Source organism: Sorangium sp. So ce367 (assembly GCF_051520455.1).
GTDB lineage: Bacteria > Myxococcota_A > Polyangia > Polyangiales > Polyangiaceae > Sorangium > Sorangium cellulosum_B.
On sequence record NZ_CP150334.1, the window covers coordinates 2,053,363 to 2,069,435 of the forward strand.

The 16,073-nt window shown below is 70.0% G+C and carries 9 protein-coding genes; 3 read left to right on the forward strand and 6 right to left on the reverse strand.

What is annotated here, in order from left to right; all coding sequences use genetic code 11:
* Positions 1–88: 88 nt before the first annotated feature.
* Complete coding sequence (locus tag WME97_RS07930) at positions 89–277, reverse strand: RICIN domain-containing protein (RefSeq protein ID WP_437550812.1); 189 nt, start codon at positions 275–277, stop codon at positions 89–91.
* A gap of 912 nt (positions 278–1,189) precedes the next feature.
* Here WME97_RS07930 and WME97_RS07935 point away from each other — a divergent pair.
* Positions 1,190–2,530, forward strand: a complete 1,341-nt coding sequence (locus WME97_RS07935) for a hypothetical protein (RefSeq protein WP_437550814.1) — start codon at positions 1,190–1,192, stop codon at positions 2,528–2,530.
* Between the two features lie 214 nt (positions 2,531–2,744).
* Here the strand turns inward: WME97_RS07935 and WME97_RS07940 are convergent, their stop codons facing one another.
* The 3 genes from WME97_RS07940 to WME97_RS07950 all read right to left on the reverse strand — a co-directional run bounded on the left by WME97_RS07940 (position 2,745) and on the right by WME97_RS07950 (position 7,047).
* Complete coding sequence (locus WME97_RS07940) at positions 2,745–3,395, reverse strand: glutathione S-transferase family protein (RefSeq protein WP_437550816.1); 651 nt, start codon at positions 3,393–3,395, stop codon at positions 2,745–2,747.
* Between the two features lie 256 nt (positions 3,396–3,651).
* Positions 3,652–5,421, reverse strand: a complete 1,770-nt coding sequence (locus WME97_RS07945) for a hypothetical protein (RefSeq protein ID WP_437550818.1) — start codon at positions 5,419–5,421, stop codon at positions 3,652–3,654.
* A 165-nt stretch (positions 5,422–5,586) separates the two neighbouring features.
* Positions 5,587–7,047 carry a peptidoglycan-binding protein gene (locus WME97_RS07950; RefSeq protein ID WP_437550819.1) on the reverse strand — a complete coding sequence of 487 codons (1,461 nt, stop codon included), beginning with the start codon at positions 7,045–7,047 and terminating at the stop codon, positions 5,587–5,589.
* Between the two features lie 649 nt (positions 7,048–7,696).
* Between WME97_RS07950 and WME97_RS07955 the strand changes: the two genes are divergently transcribed.
* A complete protein-coding gene (locus tag WME97_RS07955; RefSeq protein WP_437550821.1) occupies positions 7,697–8,740 on the forward strand; it encodes a terpene synthase family protein in 1,044 nt (347 codons plus the stop codon).
* Positions 8,741–8,747: 7 nt separating this feature from the next.
* Here the strand turns inward: WME97_RS07955 and WME97_RS07960 are convergent, their stop codons facing one another.
* On the reverse strand, positions 8,748–12,725 hold the full coding sequence (locus tag WME97_RS07960; protein WP_437550823.1) for a protein kinase domain-containing protein: 3,978 nt from the start codon (positions 12,723–12,725) through the stop codon (positions 8,748–8,750).
* A gap of 111 nt (positions 12,726–12,836) precedes the next feature.
* Here WME97_RS07960 and WME97_RS07965 point away from each other — a divergent pair, with 111 nt between their 5' ends.
* On the forward strand, positions 12,837–14,483 hold the full coding sequence (locus WME97_RS07965) for a sigma 54-interacting transcriptional regulator (RefSeq protein WP_437550825.1): 1,647 nt from the start codon (positions 12,837–12,839) through the stop codon (positions 14,481–14,483).
* 192 nt (positions 14,484–14,675) lie between these two features.
* Here WME97_RS07965 and WME97_RS07970 read toward each other — a convergent pair whose 3' ends face one another.
* On the reverse strand, positions 14,676–16,067 hold the full coding sequence (locus WME97_RS07970; RefSeq protein WP_437550827.1) for a right-handed parallel beta-helix repeat-containing protein: 1,392 nt from the start codon (positions 16,065–16,067) through the stop codon (positions 14,676–14,678).
* Positions 16,068–16,073: the final 6 nt, after the last annotated feature.

The window sequence follows — 16,073 nt, forward strand, 5'->3', positions numbered from 1 at the left end:
GCAAAGTTGACGTCACCAGTCGAAAAGACCGGCGAGGGTATGCCCGTTGCGCCAGCCCATGGCGCGCAGCCGCATCGATCCTGAGGGATCATGGGACAAATCGAAATCGTTGGTTGTCGCCGCCGTTGCATCCCCACTGCTGGATGGTTGCCCCGAAGCTCGTGCTGAAGCCCGGGACATCCAGGCACAGACCGCTGTGCGTGGCGACAATATTGTAATTGCCGCCGCCGGCGCGTACTCGCGAGAACCGCTGGTTGCGGCCGCCATTGCACCCCACTGCTGAAGAGTGGTACCAGGATTCGTGTTAAAACCCGGGACATCCAGTCACAGGCTGCTGCTCACGGAGATCGCCTGGGCTGGCCTGCGCGGCACAGATTGGGCCAGGCCGTGAGACGCGAACAAGAAGGCGATACTGGCAGCGGCTATGCCCACCGAGCGGTACACGAGGAACTGCATGGGACCCCCTCAGAGAGAGCTGGTGAACAGGTGCAGGCAGAGCTCTCTTCGCGGTCTCACAAAGCGGACTTCAGACTTCCGGAAGAGGCGCCACACGACTCATCTGCAGGTATGGCCGCGTAGCTGCAGTTGGATTGGTAGTGGCAGGCCGTGCTTTCTCGGCGCCAATAACCATAAGGATGGGAACTGGGGGACCCGCAGGAACCCCTCGCCTCTGTAAAATATTTCCAAGAACGACGCGCCGAAAACTCGACGAGGTAGCGTGCCCTCTCCTGCCAGGACAGCCTCACTCCGACACGAGCTGGCCCTGTCCAGGGCCTCGAGGACGGGCGAGCGCGCGACGCGGGCCGATGAGCGCGTCGAAGCCCGGCATCCACGCGTGCAGCGCGCTCCCGCCTGCGGGCACGAGGCGCGGATCCAGCTCGATGCGCTCCGCCGGGAAGCGCAGGAGCGTGCCGCCGCGCGCGAGGTGACGCGCGGCGACGCGGAGCGCGAGGCCGGCACGTATTGCAATGGTAGGGCGCTCATGGCTATCGTTGGAGGCATGATGCCGAAGCGTCGAACCCTCGCACTCTGGACCGCACTGACCATCGGTCTCATCGTCAACGCCTGTAGCTCGACCAACGGCGGAAGCAGCGCCGGCGGAGGGCAGGGGAACGGTGGCCCGGGTGGCGGAGGGGACCATGGCGGCTCGGGTGGAGGAGGGGAAAACGGCGGCTCGGGTGCCGGAGGGATGAACGACGATGCCGGTGTCCCCTTCGACGAAGGCACCAACCCTTGTTCATCGCAGGACAACCCGGCCGGCGAGGTGAAGGAGCTCGCCTGGCCGGCTGCATCGAACACCGGGCACATGATCGAGCCGGGTCAGACGCTGCGCTTCAAGTGGAGCGGCACGCACAGCGTCGTCCAGGTCGCCGGCTGGGACGGCACGCCGATAGATGCGAGCCTCGGTCGGAGGATCGACAGCGGCGCGCCGACGAACGACGGGACGTTCGACTGGAACGTCGGCGGATTCGCTTGTGGCTATCGCCCCGGCCTCTACTACTTCAAGGACGGCGCGGGTGGCGGTGGCGTCACGGCGGTGTCCCTCACCGAGCCCGAGTTTGGACAGAACCACTTCGATCCAAAGCCTTGCAGTACGCTCTCCGACGTCACTGCCTACGGTGGGCGGTACGCCTCGTACGCGGGCCGCGAGGACTGCACCATCCACGAGGTCAACAACTTCCAGACCGAGCCGCACTACGACTGGGTCGATCCGACCTTCGCGGCGCAGCAAGGCGATCTCGTCCTCTTCCGCTGGACCGGATACCACAGCGTCGTCCAGGTTCACGACGTCACTCAGGACACGCTCTTCGGTCCGGGCGGTATCACGAGCGGAGCGAAGCGCAATTGCACCGGAGGTCCGAACTATCTGTGCTCGAACGGCTCGTCGTCGCTCGGCGAGCACATGATCGACACGACCGACTGGCGCCCTGGCATGATCCACATTTCGGACGAGTGCGCGTACAACCATGCCGACTGCCCGAGCAAGACCGGAAACCCGAGCCCCACCGGGGTCAACATGCAGTACTTGCTCCGCACGCGAAGCTCTCCGATCGTCGGTGCGAAGGGGAGTTGCTGCGCGATCGACAAGAGCAAGGGCCAGGCATGCCGCGTCGTCGACTTCTACAACGACCGCGACGGCTTCCAGTACGAATACAACGTCGGGGTCAACCGAGGTGACATCGTTCGCCTTCGCTGGTCCGGCAAGGTGCGTATGGTCCAGGTGCAGGCGGCGCCCGGGAGCGACGAACCCAGCACGACGCCGCTTGCGGGCGGACTGTCGGCGCCCGAATACGACTGCGTACCTGGGCCGAAGGGCTCGTGCATCGGCGGCGACGCCAGCAGGGCGGAGCTGATCCTCGACGTCGACGCGGCCATCGAGAGCGGGAAAGTGCACAACGGAGGCGGTGAGACGTTTTTTCTCTTCCACGCCTTCGGAGAGAACATGGACGGCTATTCGTCGGCTGACGCCAACGTCAGCCTCTATCTCGCGCAGGAGACGCCCTACTCGGACAACGACGCGTGTCCTTGAGCGGCGCCGGGCCGGCGAGCAGCGACGCGCGAATAACGCCCGCGCCGTCGCGCTGCTCCGGCTCGCGCCGGCGGGGCAGGGGCTCAGCGAGGCGTGCGAGATCGGGCTCGACGCGCCTGTCGGAGACGCGGCGACCCAGGAACTCAGCTCGTTCACACGAACGAGCGCGAACCGCTCGAGCGCGGTGCGCGAAGGGCAGAGGCCAGGCCGCTCGTCAGTCTGCCCCTTTTTCTGTTCTCTTCTCGTCGGCCGCTTCGAAGAGACGAATCTGGTCGTCCTGGGCTTTCTTGAATGAGGGGCGATCTGTCACACGGGTTACGTAGGCCTCGGTCGCCGGCCGATCGCCGAAAGCGCGGACGTCCGGGACCCGTAGCACATCCGCCATCAGCAGGTCTGCGACGGTGAAGCGGCCGGCCGCGAGCCACTCTCGCTCGCTCAGCACCTTTTCGAGCTGGTCGAGGCGCTTGCCCATCCATCCGGCAAGCTGATTGTCCTCATCGCCGCACATTTTCAGGAACCACCACGGTACGGTGACCATCTCGATCGAGTTGAGCGCGGCGATCGTCCATTGCAATGTTTCCGCCTCTCCGGCCGGATCAGGCGGCAACAGCTTGTCGCTTTTCCGGGCCAGATGCAGCAGCCCCGCGCCGCTTTCGAATATCTCCAGCTCTCCGTCGCTCAGGAACGGAGCCTGGCCAAACGGCTGGCGCGCGAGATGATTGGTCTCGCGACCATCGAACGGGATCGTCTTGACCACGTAGATGAGGTCGGCTTCCTCACACGCCCATCTCAGCCTCAGATCACGCACAAAACCACGAGGGCCTTCAGGCACCCAATCGTACGTCCAGATGATCAGTTCGCTCATCGCAGCAAGCCTTTCCTGGTTCGGTCGGCGGAGAAGAATCCTTAGCGTGATGTGAGCAAGTTTACACGGCCGGCTGAGCTCGTTGGAGCTGTTGGTCTTTTTTGAAGGCGGATCCGTGGATCGTACTTTTTGTACGTCGTGTCAACTGCCGGTCGTCGGCGGAAGAAAGCGACCTCCTTCCCGGACGCGCCGAGGTCGCCGCTGATCTGAGCGGCGACGTACGCTGCTCCGCCGGAGCCGCTTGCCCGGCGGGCGTTCAGTTCACGAGATCCGATCTGGAGATGATCTCCGAAGCCCTCTCCATCTTGCCCTGCAGCTCGTTGACGGCTCCGTCACCGGGGGCCGCATGGGCGACGCGACTCTGTAGAGTCTCAATCTCCTGCAACGCCGCCGACGCGGCGGGGATGTTGCTGTCGGCCGGTCGGACCGCGGTCAGGGCGGCGAGGTAGGAGCGGAGATTGCTGCGGACCTCGGTGGCCTCACTCAATGTCTCGATGCGAGATCTCTCGAGCGCGGCGGCCTGGGCGGTGAGGGTTCGGGCCTGGTACTCGGCTATCACCCGGGACGCCTCAAGCCGGCAGGAGGAGCACCCGGTGTCGAGCTGCGTCTGCAGGGTTTTCATCCACGCGTCGGCGGCGCTGGACCGCCGACGCGACGATTTCAGCTGCTCGATCGGGCCGCCGAAGAAGCGCCCGTAGAGCACCTTCTCTATGCCTTCGCGGCGCACCGCCGCGCGCGCGAACAGCCCCGTGTTTGCGAGGAATTTCAGGTCCGGGTGGTCGGAGGCGCCGAGGAACGTCTTGAGCCGAGAGAGGAGCTCTTCGAGCGCCTGGCGCGAGTCGGCGTCGAGGTTGACCTGCTCCGAGACCAGCTTGGCGATGTTCCGCACCTGATCGTTGCCGGGGACCGACTCCAGCTTCGCCGTCGCACACCGGGTCATCGCGTCGGTGGCTGGCTTGAAGTACGACCTGTAGAGGGCGCTGTCGGACTCCGGCAGCGCGCTGTACTGGGCGAAGTGGTCCACCGCTTCCGCGTACGCTTTCTTGTTCACGGCGTCGGACAGGAGGCGGATCGACGCTGCGCGGTCGATCTGGTTGCGCTCTTCCTCGAGCTGGGCGGCGGAGAAGACGCCGGGCGTGGCGACGCGGCCGCGCGCGGCGGTGAGCGTCGCGTCGGTGAGCTCCGCGCAAGATGCGGAGATCCGCTTGGGTATCACCTGCGGGTCGTCGACGAACGCAGTCAGGCGGGTGTCGAGGACCAGATAGGGCAGCTTCGCGTAGTCGCCGCTGCCCTCGCGCAGCCGGACGTCGGACGCGGTCGCCTGGATGGTGGCCGCCGTCCTGGCACGCCTGACCTCGGCGTCGACGAACGGCAACGTCGACGCGGCGTCGTCGGTGGGCACGATGAAGTAGATCTGGGTCAGGCGAGCTCCCTCGAACGCCCTCGGGACGGCGAGCTGCGCCGCGAACTTGAACTCGTGCGACTCGAACCTGGAGAGCAGGCCAGCGGCGGAGTTCAGGGCGTTCAGCATCTGCTGGCCGCCCGAGGCGGCGCCCGCGGCCATGGCGATGACGCTCTGCGAGTTGCGCCAGATGTCCATCACGAGATCGAACTCGTTCGTCTGGAGCGCGCGGGTCTCGATCTTCAAGAAGCGGGCTCCCCGGGTGTCCGGCGAGAGAGGGAGCTTGCTGATGAGCTCCGCGCCTCGCGTGGTGTTGAGCGAGTTGGTCTGGAAATCGACGAGGTAGAGCGGTATCTGCGTCTCGCCGAGCGTGGGGTGGGTGAACGCGGCGTAGATGTAGAGGTGGCTGAGGCTGCTGTCCTTCTCCGCCCTGTAGGCCGGGGCGGTGAGCAGGTTCGTGTTCTGCAGGTACACGGTGGTCGTGATGTAGGCGAGGCCATCGACGGCGGCGTCCGAGATCGCCTGCGCGTCCGGGCTGTCGGCGATCTTGTAAAAGCCGCCGGAGCACGAGAGGCACGCGGCGACGAGCGACATGCAGAGGGTTCTCATGAGGTTCTTCGACATCGGTGTTCTCCGTGATGCGGGGCGGCCACCCACGATGGTCAGGCGATCGGCGCGCCGTGGCGTCGTGGGGTGGGCCGCCGTCAAGGAACGTGGAGGGGTTCTCGGCGCGCTGGCAGCTCGGGGCCGTGCCCGTCCCTTGCGGGGGTGGGCCAGCGCGCCGCGCGATCAGCCGTGGAACGAGCCGTACAGCGAGCTCATGCTCCGCGCATACGGGTCGGCGTGCGCGGTGTAGTAGCGCAGCCGGGAGAGCTCGAAGGCGGCGCCCGCGGGGTCGCCCGCGTCGAAGAGCGCGAGGGCCGGCTGGTAGCGGTCGCCCATGAGACGCCAATAGTCGACAGCGCCGTCGAGCGCTTCAGGGTGGGCGCGAAAGCGCATGTCGATGTCCTTCCACACGTCGGGGTTGCGCTGCACCCGCTCGGATACGCGGATCACGTAATACGACCCGGGCCACCGGCCGAACGCGGTGATGTTGCCCAGGTTGTGGTTCCACACCTTGCGTCCGCGCGCGTTCTCGATCGCGACGTGCGCCCAGGCGCAGGCGAGGCGCGCGCGGCTCGGGGTCTCCTGGAAGACGAGCTCGTGGCCATGCTCCAGCGCCGCCGCGAGCTCGGCCTCGGAGAGCGGCGTGGTCACCCGAGGCACCTCGCGCGCGGGCGAGCGCTCGCCGCTGCTCGCCTGGACGGCGCCCCAGGTGAGGGGACCGACGATGCCGTCCGGCCCGAGGCCGTGCCGCTTCTGCCATTCGCGCGTGATCCGCTCGGTCTCGCGGCCGAAGATCCCGTCCGGCTCGACGCCGACGACGCGCTGCCAGGCCGCGACGTCCTCGCCCCGCGAACCGAACCGCAGGATCTGGCGCACGACCGGCACCGCGTCCGGCTGTCCGCTCGCCGCGGCGTGCTCGGCCTGCTCGAGCGCGTCGGCGCCGACGGGCGGCTCGGCCGGCCTCGCCTGGGCCGCCCCGGCGCCTGCCAGCCAGGGGCGGACGTGCTGGTTGAGCACCCAAGGAAACACCCTGCGCTGCTGGGCGATGTGCGCCTCCGCGTCGATGGGCTTGCTGGCGTACGAGTAGATGAAGAGCTGCCCGTCACGGCGCACCACCGGCGCGTCGATCGGCCCCGCGGCGTCGAGGGGCCACTCGGTCGCTTGCCGGAGCACCGTCGCGGTGGAGAGGAAAGGCGTCTCCGGCGGCTCGAGGCGCTCGACGTAGCTCTGCTGCGTGTGGGTGGCCACGACGAGCAGCTCGCCCCGGCGGGCCCGCGCGAACGCGTCGCGCCACACGTCGATCTGCCACGCAACCGGCGGCTTGCTCGCGTGGGTCCCGTCGACGAGCACCAGCGCGGCGATGGCGCTGGTCGCCTGCGCCTGCTCGAGCAAGCGGGCCCGCACGCCGCTGCAGCCGAGCGAGTAGCCGGCGAGGACGACCCGGCCGATCCGGGAGATGTGGAGTCGGTCGCGCGCCGCGGCGATCACCGCGTCGAGGCCCTCGGCGGGCTTGCCGGTGCCATAGGCGATCACGCACGGGGCGGGGCCGAGGGCCTCGCGCACCGCGGCGTCCACGTGGGGGCCGACGAGGTAGCAGACGACGAGATCGCGGGGCTCGCCCGAGCCAATCTGAACGATGCGCATGATGGATTCCTTTCCTCGATGAGGTGTCGGCTCAGGGCGCGAGCTCCGGGGGGCGCAGGCGCAACCAGGCCCGATGGAATCGCCAGCGCTGGCGACCCTGGGCGCGGGGTGTCGATGCGGTACCCGGCAAGGAAAGCTCGTGCTCTGAACGGCTCGATTCGGGTGTATCGAGCAGAGTGCAACCGGCACGCCAGCGTGGCGGACCGCCACGGGGAGCGGCCACGCCGGGGCTTGCTCGCCTCTCGCTGGCGTCGAGGGGGGGAGTAGAGGGGAGGCGGATCGGCCGCGGACAGCCGATGACGTCCGGCAGCGCAGACTCGGTCCGCTGGAGCGGACCCGGTCCGCTGCCGCGAAGTCCGGCGGAGCGGACGCCGGGCTCACGCGAGGGGCGATCGCGCCTGCTCGAATGCGCGCACTCGATCGGGCGTGCGTCGATGACCGCGCTGGCACTCCGGTTGCTCTTCGGCACCGGCCAGCGCGGCGCGGCGCACCCGTCAGCCCCCCTCTTTTCCGGAAGGCGCGGACGAGGAGCGACGAAGCGCCCTGAGGCGCTCCCTGCCGGCACAGGTCCTGATCCTGCGCGCCCGATGCGCCTCGTCACGAGAGCGGCAGGGGGCAGCGAGGCGCACGACCGTCATGAGGAGATGCCATGAACACACCTTTTTTATGCTCCACGAACGCCTTCGATCGGCTGCACCTCCCCTGGCCTTCTCGACGGCACTCCGGGGCGGAGCGCTACCGGCGCGCGTCCCGCGACGCGCTGATCGGCGTCGGACTGCTCGGCGGAGAGGCCAAGGAGCGCGCGATGAAGCGCTTCGAGGGCATCATCGTCCTCGATCCCTACGTTTACCCTTACGCCATCGGCCACCGGCGCCTCCTCGCGGCCGGCACCTTCAGCCAGTGGCTCTTCTTTCTGGATGACCAGTACGACGACGACCCACGGGTGGGGCGGGACGTCTGCGCGGTGCGGACGATCATGGAGCGGTACCTGGGTATCCTGAGGACCGGGGACCTCCCCGCGAGGCCCTCTCCGTTCGCGCGTTTCACCGTGCACTTGCGTGAGTGCCTCGAGGCCCTTGCCCCTGAGGGGTGGATGCGCCGCTTCCTCGCGCACGTCGAGCAGTACCTCTTCGAGGGCTCGCTTCGCGCGACCAGCGCATGGGCGCGAGGCCAGGTGCCGCTCTTGGACGACTACCTGCACCTCCGGATGCACGACTCAGCGGTGTTTCCGGCGATCGACATCATCGAGATAGCGGCCGGGCTCGAGCTGCCGCACGCGACGCGCGAGCACCCCGCCGTGGCCGAGATGGCGCGGTTGACCGTGCGACATACGGCGTATGTGAACGACCTGTTCTCGTATCAGAAGGAAGTGTTATGGAACGACACGCCTTGCAACCTGGTGCGCGTCATGATGGCCAACAAGGACATCGGCTTCGAGGAGGCCGTGCACGCCGTCGTGTCGATGGTCAACCGTGACGTCGATCGGTTCCTCGAGGTCGAGCGGGCCATCCCTTCGTGGGGACCATCGCTCGACCGCCAGGTCGAGGCCTACATCGGCGGCATGAAGGCCTGGATGGTGGGTAACGTCGATTTTTCGCTCTCGAGCTCTCGTTACCGTTCCGAGGATTCGCCGTTCCTGGAGCTGCGCAGCGCGCCCAGCCTCGCCGGAGGGGTGGCCGTCTCGAGCGGTTGATGAGGGCTCACGACGCCTCGGCCTCACCCCACAGCTGGCGCGCCAGCGCCAGCGCGCGCGCGTTCGCGGGCACCCGGCGCAGGAACTGCTCCCGGACGACCCCCTCCGGAATGGCCCCGGCGCGCGCGCGCACGCACTGGAGCGCGCGGCGCACGGCTTGCTCGCCGGAGGCCGTGTCGCCCTTGGCGAAGCACGCGTCCGCCAGGACCACGAGCAGCCCCACCTTGGCGATGCCGCCCTCGCCCACCGCAGCGAGCTCGCGCAGCGCGAGCTCCGCCGCCGCGCGGGCCTCGGCTGCGCGCCCCTGCGCCAGCAGCAGGGCCCCCACCGTCTCGCGCGCCTCGGACAGGAAGGGCGCGAATGGCGCCATCACCTCGCAGGCCTTGCGCGCCTGTGATTCGGCCTCTGCGAGCGCTCCGCTGGCCGCCGCGACCTGCGCCAGGATCAGGCTCGCGTAGCCTAGGTGCTCCCGGTTGCCGGTCCGGGCGTCCACCCACTCGCGCGCCATGAGCTGCGCCTCCTGTCGATCGGCCGGCTCGGGGCTCACCGCGAGGATCCTGGCCAGGTTCCGCTGGGCGAAGGTGACCCCGAAGCGCGGCGACACCCGCAGCGCCAGCGCCACCCCGTGGCGCACCCGCTCCAGCGCTCCCCCCGGATCGCCGAGCGCCAGCAGCGCCTGGGCCTCCCACGCGATCGCCGCCACCTCGCCGCGCTCGGCCCCCACCTCGCGGAACGCCTGCACGGCCTGCCTCGCCCAGGTGAGCGCCTGCCACGGCCCTTCCGTCAGGTAAAGAGACCGGAAGGCCAGCACGATACCCCGCCAGCCGCGCACGACGCCATTCCGGGCAATCACGTCCTGTCCGGTGCGCTCCAGCCGTTCCAGGCACGCTCCCGTCGCTGCCATGGCGCCCAGGTACTCGTTCATGAGGGCCATGAAGCAGAGGGACAGGTAATAAGCATCCCGCGCCTCCGGCTCTGGCTCCGTGTCGAGCAGCAGGCGCCATAACCTCTCCAGGTACTCGGTCTGCGCGCTCAACCCGCATCCCAGGGACAGGCCGTCGATCAGCTTGCACCACCGGGCGCCGCCGGCCTTCATCTGCGGCTGCACGGCGCTGCCCACCTCGTACATCGTCGCGAAATCATCCCTCCAGAAGGCCGTGGCCGCCTGGAGCGCGCGGAGCGCTACCAGGGCGTCTCCTCGCGGGCCGAGGGCCAGCGCCGCCTGGATGCACCGCTCCGCCCCCTGCATGTCGTCGTGATCGAACAGCCGCTCGGCGGCCCGGGTGTAAAAGTGGATCGCGCGCTCCGGCTGCTCGCCGCGTCGGCAGTGCTCGGCGAGCACCTGCGGGTCGCCCTCGCCCTGCCGCTCCAGCCAGTCGGCCACCCGGCGGTGGCCGGCGGCCTTGAGCTGCTCCGGTACGAGCGCGTAGGCCGCGTCCCGCACGAGCGCGTGGTGGAAGCGGTACTCGTCCTCGGCGGGGAAGCGGCTCGTGCGCTGCGGCTCGATCCACTCCAGCGCCACCAGCTGCTCTAGCCAGCGCCGCAGCTCCGGGCCGCTGATCTCCTCGCCGAGGAGCGCCGACACCCCGCCGGACCAGAACGCGCTGCCGATGAAGCTGGCGGCCAGCAGCACGCGCCGAGCCTCGGGCGTGAGCCGCCCGATCCGCGCGTGGAGCATGGCGAGCACCGTCTCCGGCGCCGAGTCGCCCCGGCCCTCCGCGGTCGCGCGGATGAGCTCCTCCAGGAACAGCGCATTGCCGGCGGCGTGCGCCACGAGCCGCTCGACGACGGGGCGGGGGACCTCGGGGCCCAGCACCTCGCGGACGATGCGCTCGCTCGCCTTGCGGCTCAGCCCGCGCAGGGGCACCTGCTGCATGCGCTGCGACCACGAGGTGGGCAGCAGCGCCTCGACCTCGGGCCTGGCCAGGGCGAGAATCATGAACGGCTGCTCGGCGAGCGCCCGGCGCGCATCGCCGAGGAGCTTGATGCTCAGCGGATCCCCCCAGTGCAGATCCTCCAGCACGAGGAGCACCGGGCAGCGCGCGCACTCGGCGCGCAGGAACGCCGCCAGCGCTCGCTCCACCTGGGTGCCCATGAGCCGCGGATCGCCGCGCGCGGCGCGCAGCGGCGGGCTGTGCTCCTCGGAGAAGGGGACACCGCAGAGCTCGCCGAGGAACTCCACGACCCCCTGCGCCTGCGCCGGCGGCAGATGCAGGGAGAGGCGCCGGGAGAGCCGCGCCGTGCGCTCCTCGGGCGGCTCGCCGGCCGAGAGCCCGCACAGCCGGCGCAGGGCCTGACCCAGGAGGCCGTCCGCCGAGCCCGCGCTCATCGGGTCCCCGCGCCCGAGCAGGACCAGGGCGGCTTGCGGGTGGCGCTCCAGGCGGCGGAGGAACTCGTGTCGAAGCCGGGACTTGCCGGTCCCCGCCGGGGCCGTCACCAGCACCGCTTGGGCGGCGGGCTCCTCGACGCAGGTCGTGAAGACCATGTCGAGCAAGGCCAGCTCGTGCTCGCGGCCCACGCAGGGCGTCGGCTTGCCGAGCAGCGGGCGGGACTCGTCCGCGCCGAGGTGCTCGCCGCGCAGCAGGCAAAAGCCGCTCGGATCGAGCCGGGTGAGCTGGAAGCCGGGGCCGAGCAGCCCCGCCGTCACCTCGTCGAGCAGCACGGCGGCCGACGCTTCGGTCGCGGGGAGGCGCTCCACCTCGATCAGCATCTGGCCGGCGCGGTCCATGGCCTCGCCCGCGGGCAGGTGCGCGTCGAGCGTGCCGCGGCCGGTGGCGAGCACCACCGCGGCCTCGGGCCAGCGCTCCAGGACGGCGAGGGCGCAGCGCGCCGCGAGGACGGCCGGGTCGGTGGCGGAGCCGGAAGAGGCCACCAGCGTGGCGACCAGGGTCCCGTCGGCCACGAGCTCCACCCCGGCGCCCTGGGACGCCAGCAGGGCGCGGAGCGTGTCGCGCAGCGCGAGGCGCGCGTCGGGCGGCGTGGACGTGCTATCCGCCGCCCAGGCGCGAGGCGCGGCCAGCAGCACGGTGACGAGCTGCTGGCCGGTCAGGCGGAGGAGAGGGGCGTCGTCGGGCTCCGGCGGGCGATGCGCGGGCGCGGCGCGGGCGTCGAGCGCCGCCAGCGCGTCGAGGAGGTCCTGCGCGTGCGGGAGCCGGCGCGAAGGCTCCTTGGCCAGCATGCGCTTCACGAGCTGCTCGAAGGCGTCGGGCAGATCCGGGCGAAGCTTTCGCAGGGGCGTCGGCTCGGTGAAGAGGATCTTGGCGAGGGCGGCCACGAGGTGGGGCGCGCGGAACGGAGGCTCTCCGGTGAGGCACTCGTAGAAGACGCAGCCCAGAGAGAAGATATCGGCGCCGGGGGTGAGCTGCAGCTCCCGAGAGACTTGCTCGGGCGCCATATAGCCGGGCGTGCCGAGCATCGTCTGGCTGCCCGTCATCACCACGGAGGGCGCCGCGAGGCGGGCCAGGCCGAAGTCGAGGACCACCACGCCGTCGGAGCGGCCATGGCGGAGGAAGAGGTTCGAGGGCTTGAGGTCGCGGTGGACGACGCCGCGGGCGTGGGCGACGGAGAGCGCCTCGGCGGCGCGGCGCAAGAGGCAGAGTGTCTCGTCCAGATCGAGGCGCTGGCGCGCGAGGCGCCGGGCGAGATCCTCACCCTCCAGCCACTCCATGGCCAGGAATGGCAGCCCGTGCTCCGAGTGACCATGAGCGACATACGAGACGATGCCGGGGTGGTGAAGGGTCGAGAGCAGCTCGGCCTCGCGGGCGAAGCGACGAGGAGAGTCGGCGTCGGTGGAAGGGCGCATCAGCTTGAGGGCGACCCGCTGCCCGCCGAGGGCGTCCATCGCGCGATACACGGTGCCCATGCCGCCGCGGCCCGCGACGGCTTCCACGGTGAAGCGGCCGGCAACGACGGTCCCTGCCGGCACCGAGGGATCCAGCCACGGAGACGGATCCGTCGGTGCCCGACCGAGGAGGTGGCTGCTCATGGAGCGAAGTATAGGGCAGGCTCTCCCGCGCGAGGGGTCGGCTCGAGAGGCCCCGAGCCATTGCTCCTTCGGAGCTTCACGCCGCGCTGCGTTCCTGTATAGCCAAGAACCATGCCTCCTTCTCGGGATGACGAAGCCCTCCCGGCCCCACCCGCTCATCCTGCGGACGCCGCGCTTCGCGTAGAGCAGGAGCGCGACTTCTATCGCAAGCTCCTCGAGCTGGGGCAGACAGAAGAGATCGAGCCGTTCCTCGCCGAGGCGCTCGCCCTGATCGTCCGGATCACCGGCGCCCGCAGGGGTTATGTCGAGATCGTCTCCGACCCGGACGCGCGCGGCGAGCCGCCCTTCTGGGTCGCCCACGGCTGCCAGGACAAGGACGTCGCCGAGATCCGCGCCGCCTTCTCGCGCGGCGTCATCGCCGAGGCGCTGGCCACCGGCCGCACCATCATCACCGTCTCCGCCCTCCGGGACCCGCGCTTCCGCGCCAACGAGAGCGTCGAGCGCAACCGCATCGAGGCCGTGATCTGCGCCCCGATCAGCGTCCGTTCCCCCGCCGACGCTCCCCCGCTCGGCGTCGTTTACCTGCAGAACCGCATCGAGGAGGACCGCTTCACCGAAGAGGATCGCCGCCGCGTCGAGGCCTTCGCCCGCCACCTCGCCCCCTTCGCCGATCGCCTCATGATGCGCTTCCGCCGCCGCGACGAGGCCGATCCGACGCGACCTTTCCGGCACGTCCTGCGCGCCGACGCGATCGTCGGCAAGAGCCCCGCGCTCGCGCTCGTCCTCTCCCAAGCCGCCGTCGCCGCGCCGCTCGACGTCACCGTCCTGTTGACAGGCCCCTCGGGCACCGGCAAGACCCAGCTCGCTCGAGTCCTGCACGAGAGCGGCCCGCGCGCGCGCGGCCCCTTCGTCGAGCTCAACTGCGCGGCGCTCCCCGAGGCGCTGCTCGAGAGCGAGCTGTTCGGGGCGCTGCCCGGCGCGCACTCCGCCGCCAACCGCAAGATGGAGGGCAAGGTCGCCGCCGCCGACAAGGGCACCCTCTTTCTCGACGAGATCGGCGAGCTCAAGCCCTCGGCGCAGGCGAAGCTGCTGCAGCTGCTGCAATCGAGGGAGTACTACCCCCTCGGCGCGACCCGCCCCGTCCGCGCCGACGTGCGCGTCATCGCCGCGACCAACGTGGACCTCAAGGCCGCCGCGCAGCGCAAGGAGTTCCGTGAGGATCTCTTCTACCGCCTCCAGGTGCTCCCGATCCGCCTCCCCGCGCTCGCGGAGCGCCGCGAGGACATCGCCCTCCTGGCCGAGTATTTTTGCGCGGCGGCCTGCAAGACCCACGGGCTGCCCGGCGTACACCTCAGCGTCGACGCGCGCTGCGCCGTCGAGGCGGCGGAGTGGAGCGGCAACGCGCGCGAGCTCGCTCACGCCATCGAGGCGGCCGCCATCCGCGCCGCGGCGCAGGGGGTCTCCCAGGTCGAGCGGCGCCACCTCTTCCCCGGCGACGTCGCCGCGCCCGAGGGCGCCGCCGCGGCCCCCGCCGTCTCGATCGTGTCCTACAAGGATCTGACCTTCCAGGAGGCCACCCGCCGCTTCCAGGCGGAGCTGCTCCGCGCAGCGCTCGAGGAGAACGGCTGGAACGTGGGCGAGGCGGCGGCGAAGCTCGACCTCGCCCGCTCCCATGCCTACAAGCTCGTCCGTGCCTTCGGCCTGACGCGGCGCCGCGGAAGCCCCGACGAGGCCCGGCCGGGCTCGAAGCCTCCGTGAACGACGAGGAACGACGCCTGCTGCCTCGGCGACGCGGAATGGACCCCGCCACGCAGGCAGACGTCGGCACCGCCCGCACCGGACGAGGCGTCCCGGTTCATCGAGCACCGGGCGCGCGCGGTGCCGGCTGGGCGGCCAGGTTCCTGCTCTGGCTGTAGCCGCCGCGGAGCGCCCGGCTGTTCAAGGCTCCGCTCATCCGGAAGCGAGTCGAATGACGCGACGCTGATCCACGCTGACCTTGCCCGGGAGCTTCCGGAGCGCGGTGAGGCCCACGGACGTCTTTCCGCCATCCGTCGTGAAGTCGCCGGACGTGTTCTCGTTCATGGTCGTCGCGGCGCTCGCCGTCACATCGATGAACGCGTCCTGCGGGTCGCCACCCGTGAAGACGCCATGCCCGCCGTTTCTCGAGACGTCGTGCTGCCCGAGCAGCAGGAGCGACGCGCCGTATCCGTGCAAGCTGATCCCGTGAGAGCCGTTGCTCCGGACGGCCCCTCCGTCGTCGAGCACGCCGCGCGCTCGCTCCTGGAGCACGACGCCGCGGCCGGCACACTCGCGGATCTCGCCGCGCAGCGTGAACGTGGCGCCGGCGCTCGCCACGACGCCGGCGCGGCAGTGGCGTATCACGCCGCCCATGAAGGAGACGCTGGACTCGCCGGCGCTGCAGCCGTGGCCGAGAGTTGCCTTGGAGAAGCCCTGCACGACACAATCCGTGAGGGCGCCCGTGCCATGTTCCACACCGACACCGATCCTGCTCGACGCGCCGTTGCCGTCGAAGAGGCACCGGGTCGCGGAGAGATCGGCTCCGGCCGCCTGCGCCCCCTGAAAGTCAGTCCTGGCATTGGCGAAGACAACGCAATCCGTCAGCTCGCACCGCGCGGGACCGCCTCCATTGTCCACCCTGATGCCGGTGAAGTCGGAGCTGGTGCCGTTGCCGGAGATCTTCACGTTGTCGAGGTAGACGTCGACGCCGCCCGCCGCCCATACGCCGTTCTTCTGCTGTCCGAGGACGTCGATGCTCAGGTTGACGAGCGACACGCTCGAGAGCCCCTTGCCTGACCCGCGCCCGACGCCGGCGATGGATGCGACCGGAGCCTCTGCGTCCTCGAAGGCACCGGTGATCATCGCGGCGGGGGTCACCAGCTCGAACTGCGCGCCGCTCAGCGGATTGGCCGCCGTGCACAGCTCGATTGTGTCCGCCGTGTTGGACACGATGACGAGGCACTTCCCCGCGTGTCCGCCGGTCAGGATCCTGACGAAGCGCCCCTTCAGCTCGTCCGCTGCCCATGTCGCCCCCTCCACCGTCGCGTGGCGACCGGCGGTCGAGGCGAACCTCCCCGCGGGCGGCCCCGTGCGCGGCGTGACCTGCGTCCAGTCGGTGCCCTCGATTTTGATCGCGCGCTGGCGCCCGAAGAGAACCATGATGCTGAAGCTCTCCGGGTACACCCCCGGCCTCACCTTGACGTGGACATCGTGATCGATGACGAGCGGGATGCGCGAGACCGCTCCCGAGACGGTCCTGAGCGGCGCGGACTCCGTGCCGTCGTTCTCATCGTCGCCGCTCGCGGCGTCCACCCAGAGTGTCACATCCTG